The sequence below is a fragment of the Virgisporangium ochraceum genome, assembly GCF_016863655.1.
In the GTDB taxonomy this organism is placed as follows: Bacteria; Actinomycetota; Actinomycetes; order Mycobacteriales; family Micromonosporaceae; genus Virgisporangium; species Virgisporangium ochraceum.
Map to the genome: position 1 here is coordinate 1 of NZ_BOPH01000157.1, position 20,873 is coordinate 20,873.

At 68.3% G+C, this 20,873-nt stretch carries 13 protein-coding genes; 8 read left to right on the plus strand and 5 right to left on the minus strand.

Annotated features, from left to right (window positions below; genetic code table 11):
• Both Voc01_RS51730 and Voc01_RS51735 read right to left on the minus strand, forming a co-directional pair.
• The coding region (locus Voc01_RS51730) for an ATP-binding protein (protein WP_203935175.1) at positions 1 to 447 on the minus strand (447 nt) is incomplete at its 3' end.
• Between the two features lie 412 nt (positions 448 to 859).
• Positions 860 to 1,042, minus strand: a complete 183-nt coding sequence (locus tag Voc01_RS51735) for a hypothetical protein (protein ID WP_203935176.1) — start codon at positions 1,040 to 1,042, stop codon at positions 860 to 862.
• A 128-nt stretch (positions 1,043 to 1,170) separates the two neighbouring features.
• On the opposite strand from Voc01_RS51735, the gene Voc01_RS51740 reads away from it, so the two are divergent.
• From Voc01_RS51740 to Voc01_RS51775, 8 genes are all read left to right on the plus strand, one after another.
• Entirely contained in the window at positions 1,171 to 2,334 is a 1,164-nt protein-coding gene (locus Voc01_RS51740; RefSeq protein WP_203935177.1) for a hypothetical protein, read from the plus strand.
• Between the two features lie 443 nt (positions 2,335 to 2,777).
• Entirely contained in the window at positions 2,778 to 4,823 is a 2,046-nt protein-coding gene (locus Voc01_RS51745) for a hypothetical protein (RefSeq protein ID WP_203935178.1), read from the plus strand.
• On the plus strand, positions 4,823 to 5,791 hold the full coding sequence (locus Voc01_RS51750) for a hypothetical protein (RefSeq protein WP_203935179.1): 969 nt from the start codon (positions 4,823 to 4,825) through the stop codon (positions 5,789 to 5,791). Before Voc01_RS51745 ends, Voc01_RS51750 begins: the two co-directional genes overlap by 1 nt.
• A gap of 2 nt (positions 5,792 to 5,793) precedes the next feature.
• A complete protein-coding gene (locus Voc01_RS51755) occupies positions 5,794 to 11,229 on the plus strand; it encodes a DEAD/DEAH box helicase (protein WP_239161102.1) in 5,436 nt (1,811 codons plus the stop codon).
• 197 nt (positions 11,230 to 11,426) lie between these two features.
• Positions 11,427 to 12,227 (plus strand): type II restriction endonuclease, encoded by an 801-nt coding sequence (locus Voc01_RS51760; RefSeq protein WP_203935181.1) that lies wholly within the window; start codon positions 11,427 to 11,429, stop codon positions 12,225 to 12,227.
• A gap of 36 nt (positions 12,228 to 12,263) precedes the next feature.
• Complete coding sequence (locus Voc01_RS51765) at positions 12,264 to 13,325, plus strand: DNA cytosine methyltransferase (RefSeq protein WP_203935182.1); 1,062 nt, start codon at positions 12,264 to 12,266, stop codon at positions 13,323 to 13,325.
• 4 nt (positions 13,326 to 13,329) lie between these two features.
• Complete coding sequence (locus tag Voc01_RS54980) at positions 13,330 to 13,818, plus strand: very short patch repair endonuclease (RefSeq protein WP_373873988.1); 489 nt, start codon at positions 13,330 to 13,332, stop codon at positions 13,816 to 13,818.
• A gap of 21 nt (positions 13,819 to 13,839) precedes the next feature.
• Complete coding sequence (locus tag Voc01_RS51775; protein WP_203935183.1) at positions 13,840 to 14,826, plus strand: HNH endonuclease; 987 nt, start codon at positions 13,840 to 13,842, stop codon at positions 14,824 to 14,826.
• A 1,434-nt stretch (positions 14,827 to 16,260) separates the two neighbouring features.
• Here the strand turns inward: Voc01_RS51775 and Voc01_RS51780 are convergent.
• The 3 genes from Voc01_RS51780 to Voc01_RS51790 are packed head-to-tail and all read right to left on the minus strand — an operon-like array spanning position 16,261 to position 20,598.
• Positions 16,261 to 16,962, minus strand: a complete 702-nt coding sequence (locus tag Voc01_RS51780; protein WP_203935184.1) for a hypothetical protein — start codon at positions 16,960 to 16,962, stop codon at positions 16,261 to 16,263.
• Between the two features lie 40 nt (positions 16,963 to 17,002).
• On the minus strand, positions 17,003 to 18,169 hold the full coding sequence (locus tag Voc01_RS51785) for an FHA domain-containing protein (protein WP_203935185.1): 1,167 nt from the start codon (positions 18,167 to 18,169) through the stop codon (positions 17,003 to 17,005).
• Positions 18,166 to 20,598: a DUF4407 domain-containing protein gene (locus Voc01_RS51790; RefSeq protein ID WP_203935186.1), complete on the minus strand. Its 2,433-nt coding sequence runs from the start codon at positions 20,596 to 20,598 to the stop codon at positions 18,166 to 18,168. The genes Voc01_RS51785 and Voc01_RS51790 overlap by 4 nt, the downstream gene beginning before the upstream one ends.
• Positions 20,599 to 20,873 lie beyond the last annotated feature (275 nt).

Genomic DNA, 20,873 nt, shown 5'->3' on the forward strand with positions numbered 1-20,873 from the left:
CTCCGCGCCGAGCCGGTCGAGCAGCCGCACCACCGCGCCGAACACCCGCAGCTGCGACCTCGGGCCGGCTCCGGATTCCTTGCTGAAATCCCAAACTAAGCCCGAAAGCTCCGCGTATGCGTGAGGACCGGCCAACCTCAGCACGTCGTCGCCGTGCTCGCGGACCAGCCGGCGCAACGCGTCGATGAGACCGGCGTACGGCACCTCGCCCGAACCGAGCGAGATGCACGACCCCCACAGCACATGGCCGACGTGAGCGCCGGAGACCGCGACGAATTCGCGCAGCAGGCGGCTCTTCCCAACGCCCGCCTCGCCACCGACGACCACCGTCGACGGTCGCCCACGGGCGGCCTGCGCCAGCCGGTGACCGAGCGCGGCGAGCTCCTCGCGTCGCCCCACGAAGGACCCGTCCGGTACCGCTCCGGCATCCACGGACACGATGCTCATCTGGGTAACCTCGCAGCACTTGGATCGTGGCTACCTACCGCCTCAAATCTAGACCTGTTCCAACCCGATACCAGTACAACCAGCGGTGACAGCTCGCCCGTGGCGGCGGCAATTTCAACAGCGTGGCACTCGCGTCGGTCGCGGTCCTGGGTCGTGCCTGATAAATGACGTTATCGTGCGCCCACCACCGGGTCCGTCAGCCAAATCGGAGAGCGAGGGTGGATGGGCCGTCGACCGGGCTGCCGAGCGACGACGGAGGTCCGCGTCCGGCCGCGCGTGCGGCTCCATCGACACCGGCGTCACACGCAGGCTCGTCCGAGCCCTCTTCGCCACCGCCGGTCCACCGTCGGAACCACCCGCAGGCGGCTGGGACCAGAGGCGCCACCCTGACTGGCCACCCATGAACCGTCGGTCATCGCCGTACCAGCGAGTCAAGCGCCGTCACGACCGCGGCGGCGACCGCGGTGCCCGCGGCCCAGCTCGGGCTGTACGCCGCCACCGCTCCGGCGACGGCGGCGACCGCGGCCAATGCTGCGGTCCGGCCGCGCCACCGCGACCTGTGTCCCGGTTCGGGCGATGTCTCTGCACCACTCATGATCCTGCTCCCCTCCGACGAACGGCGCCCCGCGGCGCCTGTCTCGACAGGTGACCACGGCACCCGCCGGCCGACCTGCCCGAGATCGCGGGGCTGAACGTCAGCCCCGTCCGGCGTACCGTCGGCGCATGCCCAGGAAGCCGCCCAGCCCGGCCGATGACGCTCTGCTGGCTGCTGCCGCAGCCCGCGGCGTACGCGTGTCCGCGTACCAGCTCGAGCGGTGGCGCGCGGCCGGGCTGCTCCCACGCAACCTCGTCGACCGGACCGGCCCCGGTCGGGGCACAACGTCGGTGGCGCCCGACGAGGCGCTCGACCTGGCCGTGTGGCTCGCCCGTAACGACGGACCAGGCCGGCGTCGTCGCGACGTTGCGCTCGAGGCGTTCGAGGCCGGATTGCCGGTACCCGAACCAACCGTGCGCAAGGCATGGCACGACCTCGTCGCCGACATCCAGCTGACCGGCGAACACGACACAGCCGCCCCTGCCGACGCCGAGGCCCGCGGCGACTGGGCGAGCGAGGTCGCCGAACAGGCCGCGGCCGCCGCCCACCCGGTCCTGATGCCGCGACGGATCCGGCGGATCGACGACCGGATCCAATCGATCGTTCCCCTGTGGTCCCTGCCCGAAGTGGCAGCACTCGACCAAGGCACCGACGTCGAGCCCGTCACGCCGCACCAGTCTGCCGTGTTCGCCGGGTCGGCACTGCTCGGCGGCGGCGAGGTCGCGTCCGGACCGGAGGTGGCCCGACAGTTCCGCGCCATGCTGCCGGCCGGCGCTGCCAGCCCGGCCGCGTCATGGATGGAGCATCCCGACCAGCGCTACGGAGATCCGGCTGACATGGTCACCGCCTCGGGAGACCACCTGATCCCGGTCGGCGACATGCGCGAGCCACTCGCCGAACTCGCCGGGAGGTCCAGCCTCGACCTACTCCGCGCCGCGCTGCAGGCGGCGAAGGAGATGTATGAATGGGCCGAAGCGCAGTGCGCGGCGGTGGAGGCCGAACTGGACAGCGGGGAGCTCGGCGAGGCCACTACAGCATGGATGACCCACGCCGTCTCAGGGCTGAGCCGCATGCTCATCGTCATGGCCATCCGCGACCGGCAACCGTCGGTCGACGACCGCGCGGGCGCGGCCCTGATGCTTCTCTTCCTCACCGACGCCGTGCGACGGCTCCCCCAGTTCGTCCCCGACGTAGACACCGAGACGCTGTCCGTGGTGTTCCCGCCGTTCCTGCACGACCTCGCCGGCCTGACACCACCCCACCCACCGGTCCTCGAGAATGTGAAGACCTAAACCCACCACCCGCACGCTGACCTCGCCGGACATGGTCACACTGTGGCGGATGGTGGTGCTGCGCAACCGGCAGCGAAGCCGATCCCGCCGGTCCCGAGCGCCCGCCACTTATCTCACTCAGCACGGCCCGGTCAGCTGAGGCCACCGGAGGCGCGGCTGCCATCGAGGGAACAATGTTCACGGGCCGCGTGACGGACGTTGGACTGTTCGCACCGTCGGGTGAGAGAGCGGGCCAGTGCGAGCTGCGCACTTCAGAGGACCAGGCGCAGCCTTCCACATGGGCGATCGACGGCGCCGAATGAGCCCCGGCGAATCGCCCGAACAGCTCCATGCAGCTCACAAATGACGTTGAAGGACAACGTTCGGCCCGCCGATCTAGGTGGTTCGTCCGTCTGTAGAACCAAACACGGACAGTTACGCTTCGCAGTGGAGGCGTACTTAACGTGACCTACGAGCTGTGGAACCAGGCGCTGGCAGACCGGTTCTTCCGAAAGGATCTTGCAGGGGTTCCGGTCTACCTGTCAGTTGATGATGAAGTCCTGACCAGGATCGCCGAGGAGAGCGGCTGGCCCTCGAAGGCACCGGACGGCGGGTTTGCCGAGGCTGTCCGTTCCGAGGTGTTCGGCGCCAGGCCGTTTGACCGTATGCTGCTGCGCGCCTACCGCTGGCGCCGATCTGGCAGCTCCGAGGTCCCGCCCTGCGTGGCGGTGCTCGGGGCGACGGTTCTCGCCGCCAGCCGCATGGGACCAGGTGACCGGCGCGGACCGGGCGCCTACTCCTACTACCGGCCGTTACGGGAGATCCTCGGTCTAGCAGGTGAAGGAATGCCGGCCGGCTACGACGAAGCGGTGCCGCGGATGTGGAGCTATCTCAACGACTGGCTGGATAAGGCTCAGGACGGCGGCCGCGGCGTCTCCACTGCCCGCACCAGGCCCTCGGTGGAGAACATCGGGTGGTCGTTGTCGCAGACTCTAATCAGGGGCGCTGACCGAGCACGGTTGGCCGCGTTCTTCCAGGCGATCGGTGCGCAGCCCGGCGAGGCGCTCGCTGGGTCGGAGCTGCTGCTACGGCTGAGGGAGTGGTGCCGAACCGCTGGCCGCGGCAGCAAGCTTTCCCGGGTCGCGTTCGATACACGGTCAGAGCAGCTCATCGCCGATGTTCTGGAGACGGAGCTGCGGCGGTTCGACGGTGTCAGCCGCGACGACAGCGGCCGCCTCTGCCTGCCAGTCCATCTGGTCGCGGCTGACCGCAGCTGGGCGCCGTTCTCCGTAGCGGTCTTCGCCCCAGGCGCCATGCCACCCATCGCCACAGCCGATGGACCTGCTGTCCCTCAGCCGACAGTGCGGCCGGGCTCATGGAACCTGCTCACCGACGTCGATGTCAGCCTCGGAGGGGTCGTCGACACCGTCGTTGACGGAGTCCGGCTGCTGCTCGGCAGCAAGAGCTGCTACGTGTTCCAGGTCAACGACTTCCTCGGGGCATGGGCATCAGTCGAGGCCGCCGAGGTCGGCGTCGAGCACCGGGTGGTAGTACGCGTCACCATGGCTGGCGCAGCCGAGGCCGCCATGGCCGCGTGCGGGGCGTCAGATGTTCGGGTAGCGCGGCGCGCAGGTCTTCCACCTGGATGGGTCGGATTCGCTGGCTTCGTTCCCCGCCATCCGGCGGCAGTACCTTCGGCGGTCTCGGCGCTGTCTCCACGCGCTGGCCAGCTGGCGTCACTCGCCGGAGGTCTACGGGTCAGCTCACGTGAACGGGTCTACCTGGCGGACTTCCCACCCGACCTCGTCGTCCCGGACGCCGACGCCGTCACAATGCCCGTCGAGGTCGACGGCATGCCCCAGAAGGTCGACCCTGCGCCGTCGTTGACATTGCCTCTGTCGGGCCTGGCGCTGGCACCCGGTCCCCACACCATCCGGGTCGGGTCACGGACGTTGTCGCTGTCGCTGGTGCAGCGCCTGCGGGAGACCACGGCTCCGGCCACGATCGGCCTGCCGGTCGACACCACCAGCCGCGGTGACTGGATCGGCTCGGTCCCCCGACAGGTCAACGGCGCCGACGGTGCGGACCGGTGGGTGAGCGGAGCGGTACTGCACGGCGTGGCTCCCAGGTACCGCCGGACGCTGCTGGCACGCGCCGCCGAGATCTACGTGCTCGGCCCCGACCACGGCCAAGCCGCCCGCATCCACCCCGGCTCCCCCAGCTGGCTCAAAGAGATCGGCCTGCCGGAACAGGAGGTCGAGCTGGAGCCGGCGCTGGTCGACGTCGAGTTCGACGCGGAGTGGGTGGTTGCAGTGACGAGCACCCACCGCAGGGTCCACCGGGTGTCGGGGGCCGCCTTCGCGCCGGGACCGGCACCGCTGCACCCAGCGCAGCCGGTGGAGCGAGCCGCCTGGTACCGCCTGGTCGGCGCGCAGGGTCGGCCGTTTCGGTTCCCGGGCGGCAACGAGGACGCCGAACGATGGGCCCGTTTCCTTGAGGGCGGCGGCTGATGTTCGACGAGCTGCTGCTGTGGTGCTCGGAGACCGGGAGCGGTCGGCTTCGAGGGTTCCGCGACACCTACGACTGGCTGGCACACCGCGGAGACCCGCCGCCGGTGTCGTGGGCGACGGCACTGGCCAACCTGCAGCTTCTCGGCCACGTCGAGGTCGACTGGGACACCGGCCACTGGGCGGTGGCACCGACCACCCTGGCCATGATGTCGAACGCCGGTGGGCTGGCACTAATCGTGGGGGCCCACCCGCGGTGGCTGCTCTCCCGCCTGGACCACCTGGACTGCGACCCGGACCCGGCGCTGGTCGACCTGGCCGGGTCGGTGTACTTCCACGACCGGGTGCCCCAGCGGTCCGGCCCGTCCGTGCGGTATGTCGCCATCGCCGAGGAGGCCGCCGCCCGCCGCCTCTGCGACAGGCTCGGAATCAGCTTCGGCGCCTGGGTGGCCGACCACATGGCCGACATGCTGCCGACACTTCCGCAGCTGCTGCGACAACGCCCCTCCCTGGTCGGGCCCGCCGGGGTCGAGCCGCGCCGGCTGCAGCCCGACCCCACGACCGGGCGGCTGGGCTGGTATCCGTGTGAGGACGACAGCGGTGACGGGGCGTACGAGTACAAGCGCTACGGCGTGCCACGGTACGTGTTCCGCAGGCTGGGCCACGGGTTCGTCGCCGACAAGCGGGCCGTGGTGTATGCCGAGCTGGCACGCCTACGGCGCCATGTCATCCGGTTCGACCCGGCCAGACGCGAGCTTGTCGTACCGTCCAGGATGCAGCTTCCGTTGCCGCACGGGCGGTGCGCGGTGTTCAAGAGCGGGCTGCTGCCACGTCCGTCGGCCGACCTCGAGATCGGCGGCCCGAGACGGTCGGTGGAGTCGGTCCGGTACGCCAACATCGACGAGCCCTTCGCCCGTGCTTTGGCCGCAAGCCTGGAACAGGACCTGCAGACAACCGTTGAGGACAAATGAACGTGAGCGGACTCTCTCCAACTGCTGTCCAGCAGCAGCTGCGCAGCTTCTTCGCCCGGTACTACGACACCGCATACTCGGTGCGGGACGGTTCGGTTGCTGCCGAGCTGCAGCAGGTGCTGGCCGAGCCCGGCGTGCTGTTCCAGGAGCCGTACCTTGAGCTGCTGCCCACCTGGATACAGGACTCGCAGACGGTTGACGCCCTGTGCCGCGACGTGGGCGTGCCGGAGCTCGCGGGCTTCGTCGCTGCCGGTCTGTTTGCCGGCGTGGAGCGGCTGTGGACGCACCAGGCCGACGCCCTGCGGCACAGCATGTCCGGACGCGACGTGGTCGTCACCTCCGGCACGGGGTCGGGGAAGACCGAGTCGTTCCTGCTGCCGGTCCTTGCACGGCTGGTCGGCGAGTCCGGCAGGTGGACGGAGTCCGACGGGACCGGCGACCCATGGTGGCGGCGCGGCATGTCGTACACATCGCAGCGCCAGCCGACGGGTGGACGCCCGGCCGCTATCCGCGCGTTGGTGCTGTACCCGATGAACGCGCTGGTCGAGGACCAGCTGATGCGTCTGCGCCGCAGTGTCGACTCGCCAGCAGCCCAGTCCTGGCTTGCTCGGCACCGGCCCGGACAGTGCCTCTACTTCGGCCGGTACACCGGCCGGACCCCGGTGTCGGGGCTACGGAACGCGTCGAACGAGAAGAAGCTTCGCCGGGCGATGGTCCAGCTCTACAGCCGCTACGCCGAGCTGGAGAGCCGCATCGCCGGGGCAGCGGGAGAGATACCGGACGAGGTGCGGTACTACCTGCAACGTCCGACCGGTGCGGAGATGCGGTCCCGGTGGGACATGCAGGACGCACCACCGGACATCCTGATCACGAACTACAGCATGTTGAACATCATGCTGATGCGTGGCGAGGAGGCGGCCATGTTCGACGCCACCCGTCAATGGCTGGCCGCCTCCGCGGACAACGTGCTGACTGTTGTCGTCGACGAGCTGCACATGTACCGCGGCACCCAGGGCACTGAGGTGTCCTACCTGCTCCGCCGCTTCCTCGACCGCGTAGGCCTCAACGGGGACAGCCAGCAGCTGTCGGTCGTCGCCACGTCGGCGTCCCTGGACGCCAGCCGACAGAAGGACATCGACTTCCTGTCGTCGTTCTTCAGCCGGCGGGCGGACAACTTCGTGGTGCTGTCCGGTGACCCGGTCCGCCACGACGGTGTCCCAGCACTGCCGGGCTGGGCTCCGCGCATCCAGGCTGGTGAGCGGCCGTCGCCGCAGGACCTGCGGCCGGCGATGCAGCAGGCGTTCATGGGCCCGGACGGGACGTCCCGTGCCCGCCCGATGGACGCAGCCGCACGGGCGCTGTTTCCCGACGACACCGACGGCGCGGCCAGCGTGCGCACGGAGGCCCTGGACACCTTGATCGCAGGGCTCGCCTCCGACCCCGGTACGGGGATCCGGCTCCGGTCACACATGTTCTTCCGGAACGTGACAGGAATCTGGGCCTGCGCGAACCGCGACTGTACGCAGGTCCCGACCGGCCTGCCACAGCCGGGACAGCGCCGCCTGGTCGGTCGGCTGTACTCGCGGCCGCAGTACCGGTGCGTCTGTGGGGGGCATGTCCTGGAGCTGCTCTACTGCGAGACGTGCGGTGAGGTCTTCCTCGGCGGCTACAACAGCGAGCTCGCGTCCCGGCAGCCGTCCCGGTACCTAGTGTCGACCATCACCAACCTGGAGCAGCTGCCCGACCGGGCATCGACGGAACGGACGGCTGCCAGCTACACGCTCGTACTGCCGACCGACGGGCTGCGCGCAGACATCGACCCGACGCCACGACGGCGTCTCGGCGGCCGACCGACAGACCGGAGCCGGCCCACATATGACATCGCGTTCGTCCCGGCCATCCTCGACCCGGCCAGCGGCAGTGTCCGGGCCGCCCCGGCGTCTGCAGCCGACAACGTCAACGCCTACCTCTACACCGTGACATCCCGGCCCGAGGAAGCCCGGGCGAAGCTCCCCCCGTTGCCGACCACATGCCCAGCCTGCAACGACGACCGGGAGATGTTCGCCAACACCCGGCGGCTGGAGGACCCGTCACGCTCAAGGTCACCGATCCGCACCATGGGTACCGGTTTCGAGAAGACCAACCAGGTCCTCGCCGACGCCCTGCGTCGGCGCCTCGACAGCAACCTGGTCGTCTTTACCGACAGCCGCCAGGAGGCCGCCCGGATCTCCGCCGGGCTGGAGCGTGCCCACTACCAGGACCTCGTCCGTCAGCTCACGGTCGGCACCCTCAACGCCGAGGACGACATCAGCGTCGCACTGCGGGCCGCGGCGCCCGCCGTAGACCCCGCCACCCGCCCGCCGATGCCGGACCTGCCGGCCGACCTGCTGACAGCAGTCATCAAGACGGCCAACGGGATCGGCAGCGACGCCGACCGGCAGCTGCTCGACCAGGAACGGCAGCGCAGGCAAGGCCGGTCGCTGGTCCAGCTGTCCAACGCCAACGCACAACAGCTTCTCACCCTCGGCGTCAACCCCGCAGGCCCTGCCCTGTCCTGCTCGCGCAGCAGCGAGGGGCAGCCCTGGACCGGGCTGTACACCTGGCCGCCCACGTCCGCGCCGCCGTCGCCGCCGATCCGCCGGCCTGACGGCGACCTGTCCGGTGACATGCAGGCACTACGCCGGCTCATCGACCAGGGCATCCTGCGCGAGACCCAGCTGGCCGTGTTCGCCGGCGGCGGCCGCGACCTCGAGTCGCTCGGCCTGGGCATGGTCACCGTCGACCTGACCGAGGCTGCCACCGCCGGGCTACCCGACGACGTGTTCCGTCAGGCCAGCCTGTCCACCGCACGGCTGCTCGGCCTACGCAAGCAGTTCCCGGAACAGCGACGCAGCCCCGGCGACCAGCTCCACCGAGCCGCCCGCGACTACCTGGCCGCCGTCGCCGACATCCACAACATCGACCCGAAGAGCCTCGTCGACGACGTCGTCAAGGCGCTCGCCGTCGACCGCGACGGCTTCCGGCTCAGCAGTGACACCCTGCGCATCGTCCCCGGAGGAGACCACCAGTGGCGGTGCCGGCAGTGCCGTCGCCGGCACCTGCACCCCTCTGCCGGTGTCTGCATCTCCTGCCGGTCACGGCTGGGCACGCAGGGCGAGCCACGGCAGGAGGACGTCGACTACTACAGCTTCCTCGCCCGACAGGCCGGAGCACCGTTCCGGCTGCACTGCGAGGAGCTCACCGGGCAGACCGACAAGCTCGACGCCCAGGCGAGGCAGGCACAGTTCCAGGGCATCTTCCTGCAGGACGAGATCCCCGTTGTCGACGCCATCGACCTGCTCAGCGTCACCACCACCATGGAGGCCGGCGTCGACATCGGGCCCCTCAACGCCGTCGTGATGGCCAACATGCCGCCACAGCGGTTCAACTACCAGCAACGCGTCGGCCGCGCCGGCCGGCGAGGGCAGCACCTGTCGGTCGCACTCACCCTGTGTCGCGGCACCCGCTCCCACGACGACCACTACTTCCAGCACCCCGACCGCATCACCGGCGACCCGCCGCCGCCACCATATGTCGACCTCACCAGCGTCGACATCATCCGACGGTGCCTGGCGGCCGAGGCGCTGAGGCTCGCGTTCAACGCCGCCGCCGACGCGGTCACCGGCTGGTCGGTCGGTCGCAACGTCCACGGCGAGTTCGGCGCCGTCAGCGACTGGCCGACAGTCCGCGACGAGGTCACCCGCTGGCTCCGGACCAGCGGCGACCAGCTCCGCCACGCCGCCACCGTCCTCCTCGCCACCGGCCACCCGCTCCACCACCTTGCCGGCGAACTCGCCGGCTGGGCATCCGACGAGCTGCCCGCGCTAGTGGAGCGGGCCGCCGCCGCCCCCACCGGTGCGCCGAACCTCGCCCAACGCCTCGCCGAGTCCGGCGTCCTGCCCATGTTCGGCTTCCCGACCCGATCCCGCGACCTCTACACCCGGTTCCCCACCGGACCCGAACCCGAGGGCCTCATCCAACGCGACATCGACCTCGCGGTGTCCGAGTTCGCCCCAGGCGCCGAGCTTGTCCGGGACAAGGCCCTGCACACCGCTGTCGGTCTGGTCGCCTACCAGCAGCAGGGCCCCCGCTGGACAGCCGTCCCGCCCGCCGAGGACCGCCGCCGGGTCGGGCTGTGCGACGACTGCCTGGCCCTGAGCCTGCCGGACCCAACAGCAATCACCAGCGACCGCGACGTAGACAACGCCACCTGCCCGGTCTGCGGAGCCCTAGCAGCCCAAGGGGACTTTCGCATCATCAACGCCTGCCAGCCACTCGGCTTCCGCACCTCATACACGCCGCAGGACTACGACGGCACCTTCGAGTTCGCCCCACGGGCCGGGTCCGCCCGCCTGTCCGTCGACCAGAGCACCCCCATGCACACGGCCGGCCACCTCAACGCCCACCTGCGCAGCGGCAAGGCCCAGACCGTGCGGGTCAACGAAGGCCGCAGCGAGGGATACCTCCTCGGCGAGCTACCGGGCATCGACGGGCTGGTCGACCTCGAGATCCTCGCCGACCCCGACCGGGTCCGCGACCTGAACCTCGGCCGCGCCGCCACCGCCACACCGACCCGCCAGGAACGGCTGACCCTGGCCTCGATCAAGACAACCGACGCCCTGCTGGTCGGGCTGACCCACGAACCAGCAGCGCTCACCCTCGACCCGAGGCGGCTCGCGGCCCGCGCCGCCTGGCTGTCCGCCGGCACACTCCTCCGCCGCGCCGCCGCCACCCTCCTCGACATCGAGGCACGCGAGCTCGTGGTCGGGATCCACCCCCGCGGCGACGGCGACACCGTCCGCGGTGAGGTGTTCCTCGCCGACGCCCTCGAAAACGGCGCGGGATACGCCACCTGGCTCGGCCAGAACCCCGACCAGCTCCTCGCCCACGCCCTGCAGCACAGCCAGGACCTACGCCAGCACATAGACCCGGCCCGGCCAGGCGGCCTCGAACGCCCCTGCGACTCGTCCTGCTACGACTGCCTGCGCGACCACGCCAACAGCCCCTACCACCCCCTGCTCGACTGGCGGCTCGCACTTGACCTCGTCGACCTCCTCCACGGAAGGCCCGTCGACCCGGCCACCGACGCCGCCCGCGCCGCCGAACTCACCACCCGCTTCGCCGCCAGCTTCCCCGGCTGGACCGCAACCACAGTCGCCGGCGTCCCCGCGCTGCGCGACAGCCACGACGAGCAGACCGTCCTCGTCACCCACCCGCTCGAGGCGGACACGTCCGACCGCATCGCCGCCGCCCACCGCGACCTCGCCGCCGCCGGCTACACCCGGTACGTCAACGGGACACCGCCGCCGCAGCGGATGGTCGTCGAGGTGTCCAGCTACGAGCTTCTCCGGCGGCAGGGGTACATCTATTCACGGCTGATGGCGCTCGCCGGCGACTGACCCCGCGAGGCGTCCGCAGCTCCCACTGCGGGCGCCTCGGAGGGGTCGTCGCCTGGCTGGCGGGTACATCCACGGTTATGCACATCGACGGTCTGCCTGGGTCTTGCAGCTCTCGGGTACCGCAGCGTCACGCACCCGGTAGGCCGGGGAGGCGGGCACTCTGGCATGCTTCGGGGCCTATGACGGCCGGAACCCTCATGACCTGGCTCGCGGACACCGTACACGGCTACCGGTTCGACCTCGGAGGCGTCTTCCGACGCGTCAGCGAGGCCTCCGCCTGGCCCGTCGTGGCTAACTCGCCCGAAGAGCTGGAACAGCACCTCGCGCTCGGCGGACACCTGCTTCCGCTGCCGAAGGAACCGGCAGCGCTGGCCAACGTGCTCGAGGTATCCATCGTCGACTTCCTAGTGGCACAGGTCGAGCGGACTCCCGGCGGCGTAGTGGCCCGCGGCACCGAGCGCAGCTACCCCGACCTGGAGATCAGCGGACCTCCGTTCGGCGGCGGGTTCCACGCCGTTGACGTCAAGTGCGCCCGCCGTGCAGCCAACGGTCGCAGCACCCAGAGCCGCATCACCCTGTATACCGGCAACACCTACTTCCGGCACCCCGACCTGCACTGGCCCGGTGTCCCTCGCCCGTTCAACGAGTACGCCTCCCATCTGGACATCATCGCTGTCTACACGCTCAACGACCGGCTCCCCCACCGAGTGGACAACCTCGAGCTGATCGTGCAGGAGCCATGGCGGATCGCCAGCCGGTCCCGCTCCTCCATGACCCGCGAGTACATCGGGGCCGTCACCGACCTGGACGCACTTCGGCACGGCCGCGGCGAGTTCGACACCCCCGAGGCCTTCTACCGGTACTGGCGAGCCTTCCACTTCAAGATCTCCGAACAGGTGCAGCGGCAGTACCAGAAGGCGCTGCAGGAGGCGCACACCGAGCTCGCCCGCTACCGCCGTGGCCCGGCAGACAGCTCAGACGTGCCCGGCGTGGGGTGACTTGCCTGTGGCGGGGTGTCTGGCATTATCGGACAGATGATCGACCGGGGTGTGGCTGTCTCGCTGTTCTCAGGCGCTGGTGGCCTGGACCGCGGCGCCGAGGACGCTGGCTACCAGGTCAGGGCTGCCGTCGAGTGGGACCGCGACGCGGTCGCCACCATGGAGAAGAACTTCTCGCACCTAAACAGCCCCGTGATCAGCCGCGACGTCACCACCGTCACCACGGAGGAGATCCTCGCCGCCGCTGGCCTGGGTGCTAGCGAGCGGCCGGACCTGCTCATCGGCGGGCCTCCGTGCACCCCGTTCTCCAAGAGCGGCTTCTGGCTGGAGTGGAAACGCGAAGGTCTCGACCCCACTGCGTCGCTGCTACAGGAGTACACCCGGGTCCTGCGCGAGGCCAGGCCTCGACGGTTCGTCCTGGAGAACGTCTACGCGCTGACATACGACAACGCCGCCAGCCGCCCCGCATACACACGTCTGCTGAAGGAGATCGACGAGGCCGGCTACACGGCTGTGCCGAAGGTCCTCAACGCGGCCGACTACGGCGTACCGCAGGCCCGCCCCCGTCTGTTCATCCTCGGCGTTCCCAAGGGCGAGCCGGCCCCGGAGCACCCCAGCCCTTCCCACGGCGGTCTCTGGGAACGTCGCAGGTCCAGCGGCGGGCATCCGCACGTCACCTGTGGCCAGGCCCTCGACGGCCTGGTGACCGAGCCTGAGCCGGGCGAACAGGTCGGGGGCAAGTACGGGCACCTCCTGCCCGACATTCCGCCCGGTGACAACTATCTGCACTACACCGAGCGCCGCGGTCATCCCGACCCGCAGTTCCGGTGGCGAAGCAAGTACTGGTCGTTCCTTCTCAAGCTCTCCCCGGACCGGCCAGCGCCGACGATCCAGGCACAGCCGGGGCCGTACATCGGACCGTTCCACTGGGAGAACCGCCGCCTGCGAGTCCCTGAGCTGCGACGCCTGTTCACCTTCCCCGACAACTTCGAGTTCGTCGGAAGCCGGAACTCCATCCAGGCGCAGATCGGCAACTGTGTCCCCCCGCTGCTCGCCAAGAAGGTCATCCTCGCCCTGCATGGAGAGACCTGCGAGTAGGTCGATGTCCAAACGTTGGCAGAGCACCAGCCAGGGACAGCACCTGCGAGGCCGACGCCGGACGAACACCGAGCCGGAGATGATGCTCCGCCGCGCCCTGCACGCCGCCGGAGCCCGGTTCCGGCTCCACCGACGGCTCGCGCCCGGGTGCACTCCTGACATCGTGCTGCCCGGACGGCGGATCGCGGTGTTCGTGGACGGGGACTACTGGCACTCCTGCCCCGTCCACGGACGGAGAAAGCCGTTCGTCGGTCCCAACGCCGACCTGTGGGCCGCCAAGCTTGCCCGGAACAAGGCACGCGACCAGCACAGCAGCCGGCTGGCCACAGACGCCGGCTGGACAGTCGTGCGTGTCTGGGAGTGTGCAGTGCGGCACGACCCAGCTGCGGCAGCAGAAGCCGTCCTGGCCGGACGATCGGTCGGGCCGGTACCAGCCCAATCAGCCACCTCGCCCGCACCAGGGCCACCGGGGGTGGGGCCCACAACACTATGACGAACCGGTATAACGAGTCACGTGCCACCGAGCCGAGCCGACGTCGCCGCCCGAATCGCCGCCGTGGCCGGCCCGCATGTCCTTACTCTGATCAACCGGAACGATGGCTGGCCCGCCCACGCCGACCTGCGCCTTGAGGACCGGACCGTACCGGTCGACGTCTACGCCGCACCCGTCGGCCTGAGCCACCGAAACCGCGACGACATCGAGCGACGGTTCCAAAACCCAGGCTCTGGCCGACCCATCACTCCAGCCGACGGCCGGCACCCGCTCCTTCTCGGGCTGTGGGAGGACGACCCGCACCTGGCGGTGGAACACCCGGTCCTGGCATGCGCCGACCCGACGCTGCGCGGACGCGCAACGCGGGTATCCGTATTCGTCACGGTGGCGGCGCTGCTGGAGGCTTCGGAACGAGGTTGGTCCACCTACGTCAGCAACAGCGGTGAGACGATCCGTTGTATCCGGCCTGAGCTCCTGCCGACCAGCGTCGAAGCTGACCTCGCCGGTGTCGCCCCACCCACCGCGATGGTCCAGAACGCGGTGCTGGCGTCCGGGCTGGCCGAGACCGAAGACCCGGCCGCCGCCGAGCGGGCCCGCCGGGCGACGACGTCGCTCGTGCGAGCGTCCGGGTTCTCCCGACGGGTTCTCAGCGCCTACAAGATGAGATGTGCAATGTGCGGGCTGGGTGCCGGGCTAGCCGAGGGAGCACACATCCTGCCGGCGTCCGCGCCTGGGGCGCGGGACGAGGTCTGGAACGGCGTCGCGCTCTGCCCCAACCACCACACAGCCTTCGACCGACACCTGATCGCTGTCCTGCCGAAGACCCTGGAGATCGCCATCAGCGACGACCTTGCTCAGGCAGCACGAGACGACGCAGCCATCCGACGATTCGTCGAGACAACCTTCCGCACCTTGGCAGTTCCCGACGATCCGAGCGCGTATCCGCTTGCTGCCATGCTTCAGCAGAGACGTGAGTACTTCTCCGACCGGTACCGCTGGCTGCAGTAGCCAGACATCGGGAAGCGACCACCCGAGCATCCGGCCCTCCACGATCTCGCGGACCAGCCCGGTCACTGGAATGACGGAAAGAGGCGGTTGATCTGCGTTCCACAGATCAACCGCCTCTTTACTTGCGCGCCGGAAGGGAGTCGCACCCAGACCTTCTAACCGCAGATCGACAGCCGGCGACCTTGTCTCAGCTTGATCGGCTCAACCCTGAAGATCGATTCGATCCGGCTAGATGTTGTGGTCCGGTTTGACGCTCTGCTAGACGTCAAGCATTGAAACCGTACTTGTCACGGTCCTCTAGCCACCGCTTGTTGCTTCCTTCGTCGTACGCGCGCCGTGCCGCCCGCTCGGCGTCGTACGTCGCCTGCCTGGCTGGAGAAGACTGCCGACGGACGTGGTCTTCGATCTCATCGTCGCTCGGTCCAAACAACCACCGCAGAAGCCCCATGTGTACCTCCTCACGTTGGCACTCCTTAACTAAGGAGGCGCGCTCCAAGGCCGGTTGGCAAGCGGCAGGCATGAAGTCAACACGAACGGGCGCGAGACCCGGCCACGGCGGGCCGCGATGGTGACGCCGTCGCGTCCAGGCGCCCTGGTGGCCGGGCTGCGTCCGGGTGTCCCGCCACCGCAAGCCGTCATCTGGCCCGACGAGCTCGTCGGGCCGTGGGCGCGACGGGGGCAGGCGAGACAGCAGCACATCGGTCGGTGAAGTCGTCGATCATCGCGATGTCGAGGGTGATCTGGCCTGGTCGATTACACCTTCTTTGGTGTAGTTCTTCGTCCACATAGACAGCAATGGATGCCCGATCAGATGGGCAGAACATCCTCGTCGTCGAAGTCGGCGAATCCGATGCGATGACAATCCCCGGCCGACGCCGCTCTGGGTTCGGACGAGAGGGGTGCCGGCACAGCGAGCCCCGGCCCCCGTTCACGCTTGTCCCACGCCTGCCCCGCCACCATCGACCCGCGGCGGCGCTGCTGCGACCCGTCCTGAACGCGTCGAAGATCTCCTCGTCACCGTTGGCAGCCTCGCCGGACTGGGCCCGATGCCGTCGACGCACGACAACGACTCGGCTCGTGACAGCTCGGCGCCGACGTCCTCGTTGTCGACCACGTACGACCCAGATATGCGGCTCACGCCGCGGCGTTCACGCGACGACCATCCGCATCGGCGCCGGCGCGCTACGCCTCCGCCCGCTCGACCGGTCCCGCTCACCACCACACCGTGGAACAGGCGGGCCGTCGCGTCGGCCTGTCACCACACCAACCTCGAACCCGACGCGCGTGCGCACATCTCCACCGACGTGCTGTAGGCAAGCATGGGCACCGCGACGTGTCAGGCCGGCGTCCTGCTGCGTCGACGGTGAGCCGACGACGAGTGCTGTCGATTGGTCGATGGGTTGACGAGGTGCGGCGTTAACCCGTCACCAGCGGTCACCGCCGACGGTGCTCGCATGCGTCGTGCGGGATGTCGATCCGGTGCCTGTCAAGCAGAACTCCGCGCTCGACGAGCCAGTGGCCGAGCTGCGCGAGGTTGCGTCCAGTGAACCGTTGCATATCCCGCTGTACCTGGTTCACCACTGTATCGGTCACCGCTGCAAAGCACTGTCGAACCTCCTGGGCCGTCAGAGGCCTCGGGATCTGGTGCTCGGGCAGGCTAGAGATGAACTGCTGGTACCTAACGTACATAACGGTCCGTGCTATGGGCTTGCGTCGGAAGTACGCCACTAGTTCTTCCTCGGGGCTGTAGCCGTCGCGGGGAACGGTGATTGGGCCCGGCTGGATCGGTATCGGCGGCGGCTGCGCCGCGTCGTGTACCTCGATCCCGAGTTTCACCGGGCCGAGTTCGAGCTCGCTGTCCCCGATGTCCAAGGGACAGATGAGGTTCGGGCCGATCCGGCGCCGCCGACCGTCCGGGTCTACCAGGACGACCGCGTCGGTAGGTGACTGGTTGTGCAGCATCCAGGCACCATCGGCCCGGAAGAGCTTGGGGGCGTGATGCGAGCGGCTCACAGAAGCGTCAAGATTATCGCCCGTCAGAAACTTCCGGTCTAGGAAGAACACGTCGTCGTCGGGGCCCAACGTAACCGGCTCACGCGCGTCGTTGCGGTAAATGGTCACTACGGATCTGGTCATTTCCTCTCCTCGCGTGTCCGTCCCGGCCCGGAATGTGCCATCACAAGCCGGAGCCTTTGACGTGCCCGGGCGCGTCCTCGATCTGAACGACGTCAGCGATGACAACGGTGAGATTGTCGATGTCACCGGGGGGAATAACTGCTTCCCGGCCAGCGACATCGATGAGGGCGCGGGCGGCGTCGTGGGGGGTCCTGCGGCGCAGTGCGCCAAGCGCTCGAATGAACCGGTCCGGGCCGAGGGCCGTTGGGATGCCGTCCGTGGTAAGGATGTATCTGTTGCCAGCGGCGGCGCGGTGCGTCCATGCGTCGGACTGGGACTCCGGCAAACCGAACGCGCGAACAAGTCGGTCACGCTCTGGGTGACGCCCCGCTGCCGGGTTCCCTTCTGCCGCCAACTGACCCCCGAGATTGTGCGGCTGGGTGAGCACCGTGAGGCGGACTCCGTCGTCAACGATCGCCATGCCATCTCCGATGTGGACGCCGGCCACTTTCCAAGTTCCGGCTTCGTTGATCAGATGGGCTGCATCGAGCGTGGTCGCCATGTGCCGCTGCGCCGGATCGGACGCGGCCAGTGAACGGACTGCAGCGTCGATGACCGGTGCGAACTGCTGGAGCGTCAATAGTCTTGGCAAGTGGCGCAGCATGTCCACCGCGAGGGCCGAGGCCACCGCACCTCCGGGCCGGCCACCAACGCCATCGGCGACTGCAACGAGGTCAGACAACATGAGGAGGGAGTCCTCATTACTGTGCCGGCCACCGGTGACTGATTCGCCCCCGGTGTCCATGCCCAGCGCAGTCGCCGCTTCGGATGGAGTCGTCAGGCGCAGAGCAACGTCGCGTCCTAGCGTCAGGACGTCACCCGACGCGAGTCGAACCGGTCGCCCTTCAGGAATGTCCCGGTCGTTGAGGCGGGTCGGCGCAGCGGTCGGGAGGCGAATTGCGTACCAGTGGCCTGACCGGAATTGGAGCCTGAGGTGCTGACGGCTGACTGTGTCATGGCGCAGCACCAGATCGCATCCATGCGCGCGACCTATGAGAACGTCGTCGTTGGTCAGCAACACGTCCAGGTCACCGCCGCTGATCGTGCGCAACCATGCGATTGGAATTCCTTCACCTCGGGGCGGCAGACCGGTGCGCTCGATCGTCGCGGCGATCTCGGCACGCCTGCGCGCGAAGGGCCCGCCAACAGGTTCGATGCTTTTGCTCATGACACGCTCCCCAGTTCCGCAGGTTCGGGAGACGGCGGACGGACTGTCGTGTATTGATCATCGGCCCAGGTTGCCGGTGCGTGGCGCGGCGCTGCCCCGTCGAATCCGCCAGAGCGCCGTCGTGGAATCTTGACTCGGGCCGCGCCAACTTCGCGGGCCAGCAGGTGCGGGGCTTCGGCATGCATCTCCGCGACAACGTCGCGGAGCGCCCGCACCGCGTTCTCCTGCGCGGGTTGTGTGCCGTCGTCGTCGACGCGGCGGGACGGATCGGGATGCAGCCACCGTTGGACCAGGTCGCTGAGGCGTCGAAACGCCGCCGTGCGTCCCATGGACGGGAAGAAGGCTTCGAGTGGTTCGGGTAGCGTGCCGGCCAGAAGCTGGTGGAACTCGGCCTCGTTGGATCGGTCGATGTTGCCGTCGCCGTCCAGCAGCCCGGCCGAGGACGCCTCCAGGAACAGCGGCGGACGGCCCGTCATCATCGCGTACAGGACTGCACCGACCGCCCTTATATCACACCGGGGTGACTTCCACGCGGTATTCGAGCCGGGCTCGGCCAAAACCTGTTCCGGCGGCGCGTACCACATCGTGTAGCCGGAGGTCAGGTCGATGGACAGCCGATAGTCCGGGTTCATGACGTCAGACAGCCCCCAGTCGATGATGCGAACGTGACCGTCATCATCGAAGGCGATGTTTGAAGGTTTGATATCGAAGTGCAGCAGTAGCCTGTTCTCGTAGGTGAACGCGGCGAGCAGACCCTCGAGTACCTGTTCGGTGATCGCCAGCGCGGTGCGAAGCGTCATCGGCTCGTGTTCCATACGCTTTTGCAACGTGAGTTTGCGGTAATACGGCGTCACCACGAACCAGCCAAAGTCTGCGTCGTAGCCTCCGTCGAGGAGCGGCGCTACATAGGGGCTGATCTCGACGTTGTGCGGGAGTGAACTGACTTCCTGCTGGGCCTCGATCGCTCCACGGGCCTTGTTGGGAGGGTGAATGTTCTTCAGCGCTGCAACGCCCGTGTATCGCTGGAAGACGTCCTCGGCGAGGTAAGGGGTACGCCAAGCTAGCGCAGGATCGGCATTGCTGAGCTGGGCTCCGATTCGCCACCGACCGCCGACGTAGCGGTCAATGCCGTCGCCAGCTTCACCGAGGATGTTGTGCGCATCGACGACGATGCGCGCAGAGCCGAGGCTCGGACCGTCGCTGTCGGGAGGGCCGACAGCGTTCGCGGGCCGGGTGCTCTGTTCTGACAGCGGCGCCTGGTTCTCCCCGTCCCGATCAGGCGATGAGGGCGAATCCGGTATCGCGGGGTCCGATACTCGGTCGCCGGAGCCGAACCGCTTGTCGATTAGGGCCTTCTGCGCCTGAACCCGACGCATCCGGGCATACGCCGCAACGTCTACGTCGGCCGCGATGTCCTCGGCAATAACCTCCTCCGCGACTGCGAACCGGCGTGCTACGTGCGTTCGTAGAACTCGGTCGTGCAGCGTTCGGGGGGTGCACATCTTAAGCAACAACGGGGCAAGGTCGACGAGCGATACCAGGGCCGTGAGTACCCACCGTGCAATCGCCACGGCGTGGTCCTGCTGGCTGATCTTGCGTAGGGCGACCTCTCGGTCAATAAGTCCCTTGCGCCTATCGATCCGTTCCTGCTCGGCCTTGATCCGGCGGTCCTGATCGGGAACGATGGATTGCTGCGCCTCGGCGAGTGTCCGCTCGGCATTACTAACGGCCGTCCGGGCCAGCTTCTCCTGCTCGGTCGCAGCGGTAAGCTCCCTGCGGCGTTCCGCAGCCCGAGGCCCGTCACCGTCGGTTCCGCTACCACCCGTTCCGTTGATTTCGGCGTCGAGGTTCGCGTTCGCCTGTCGTACTGCTTCGATGGCCGCGTCCAGTGCCGACCGGGCTGACTCTAGTTCACTTCGCAAACCTTCGATCCGAGAGCGATCTTTCGCGTTGTTGCGGACACTGTTTGCGACCAGGTCCTTCTCGATCGCCTTGTCTCGGTCGATCTGGGCATTGATCTCCGGCGTGTAAACCAGGAGGACAATCGGTTCAGAGACGCTGAGTCCAATGAGGACCGCGATGGCAAGTCTGGCGAGAAGGAGCCCTATGCGGCGGAGTCGGTACGCGACCCGCTCGCGTTTCGTCGTGCGGCCGTTGACGCTCAGTGTCACATGGTCGACGGCGCTGACGATCCAGCGGTCGAGATTGAAGATGAATAGTCCCCAGATCGCGCCGAACAGCAGAAATATCGGGTTGAATCGGCCTGTTGCCAGGGACAGCGCGGCTGGCAGCGCGGCGGCGGAGAAGGCCGCTGTAATCCAGACCGACTGGCCCATGGTCGTGTATAGCGTCCGCTCCGGCTGGTTGTCCGCGAGGAAGCGTGGGTTCGCTCCTGCCGTTCTCGCCAGTCGCTCCTGCAGCCCGATCATGCTTCCACCTCCCGCGACAAAGTCATGGTGCCGGACGTCATGGGCGAAATCTCGTCTAGCGCTAGGAGCCGGTTCCTAGCGCTAGGAAATGCCGTGCTAAAGGAGCAGTTCCCAGCGCTAGAACTCGCTTTCTAATGCTGGATTGGCACATGCGGCCGCAGGTACGCGACGCTGGTTAGTAAGCGCATACCAGTGGGGCTCACCTCAGGAGGAACGTCATGTCTTCCGGATCTCAGTCACCTACGGGTGGCCAACCGGACACCCACTCGGCCTCG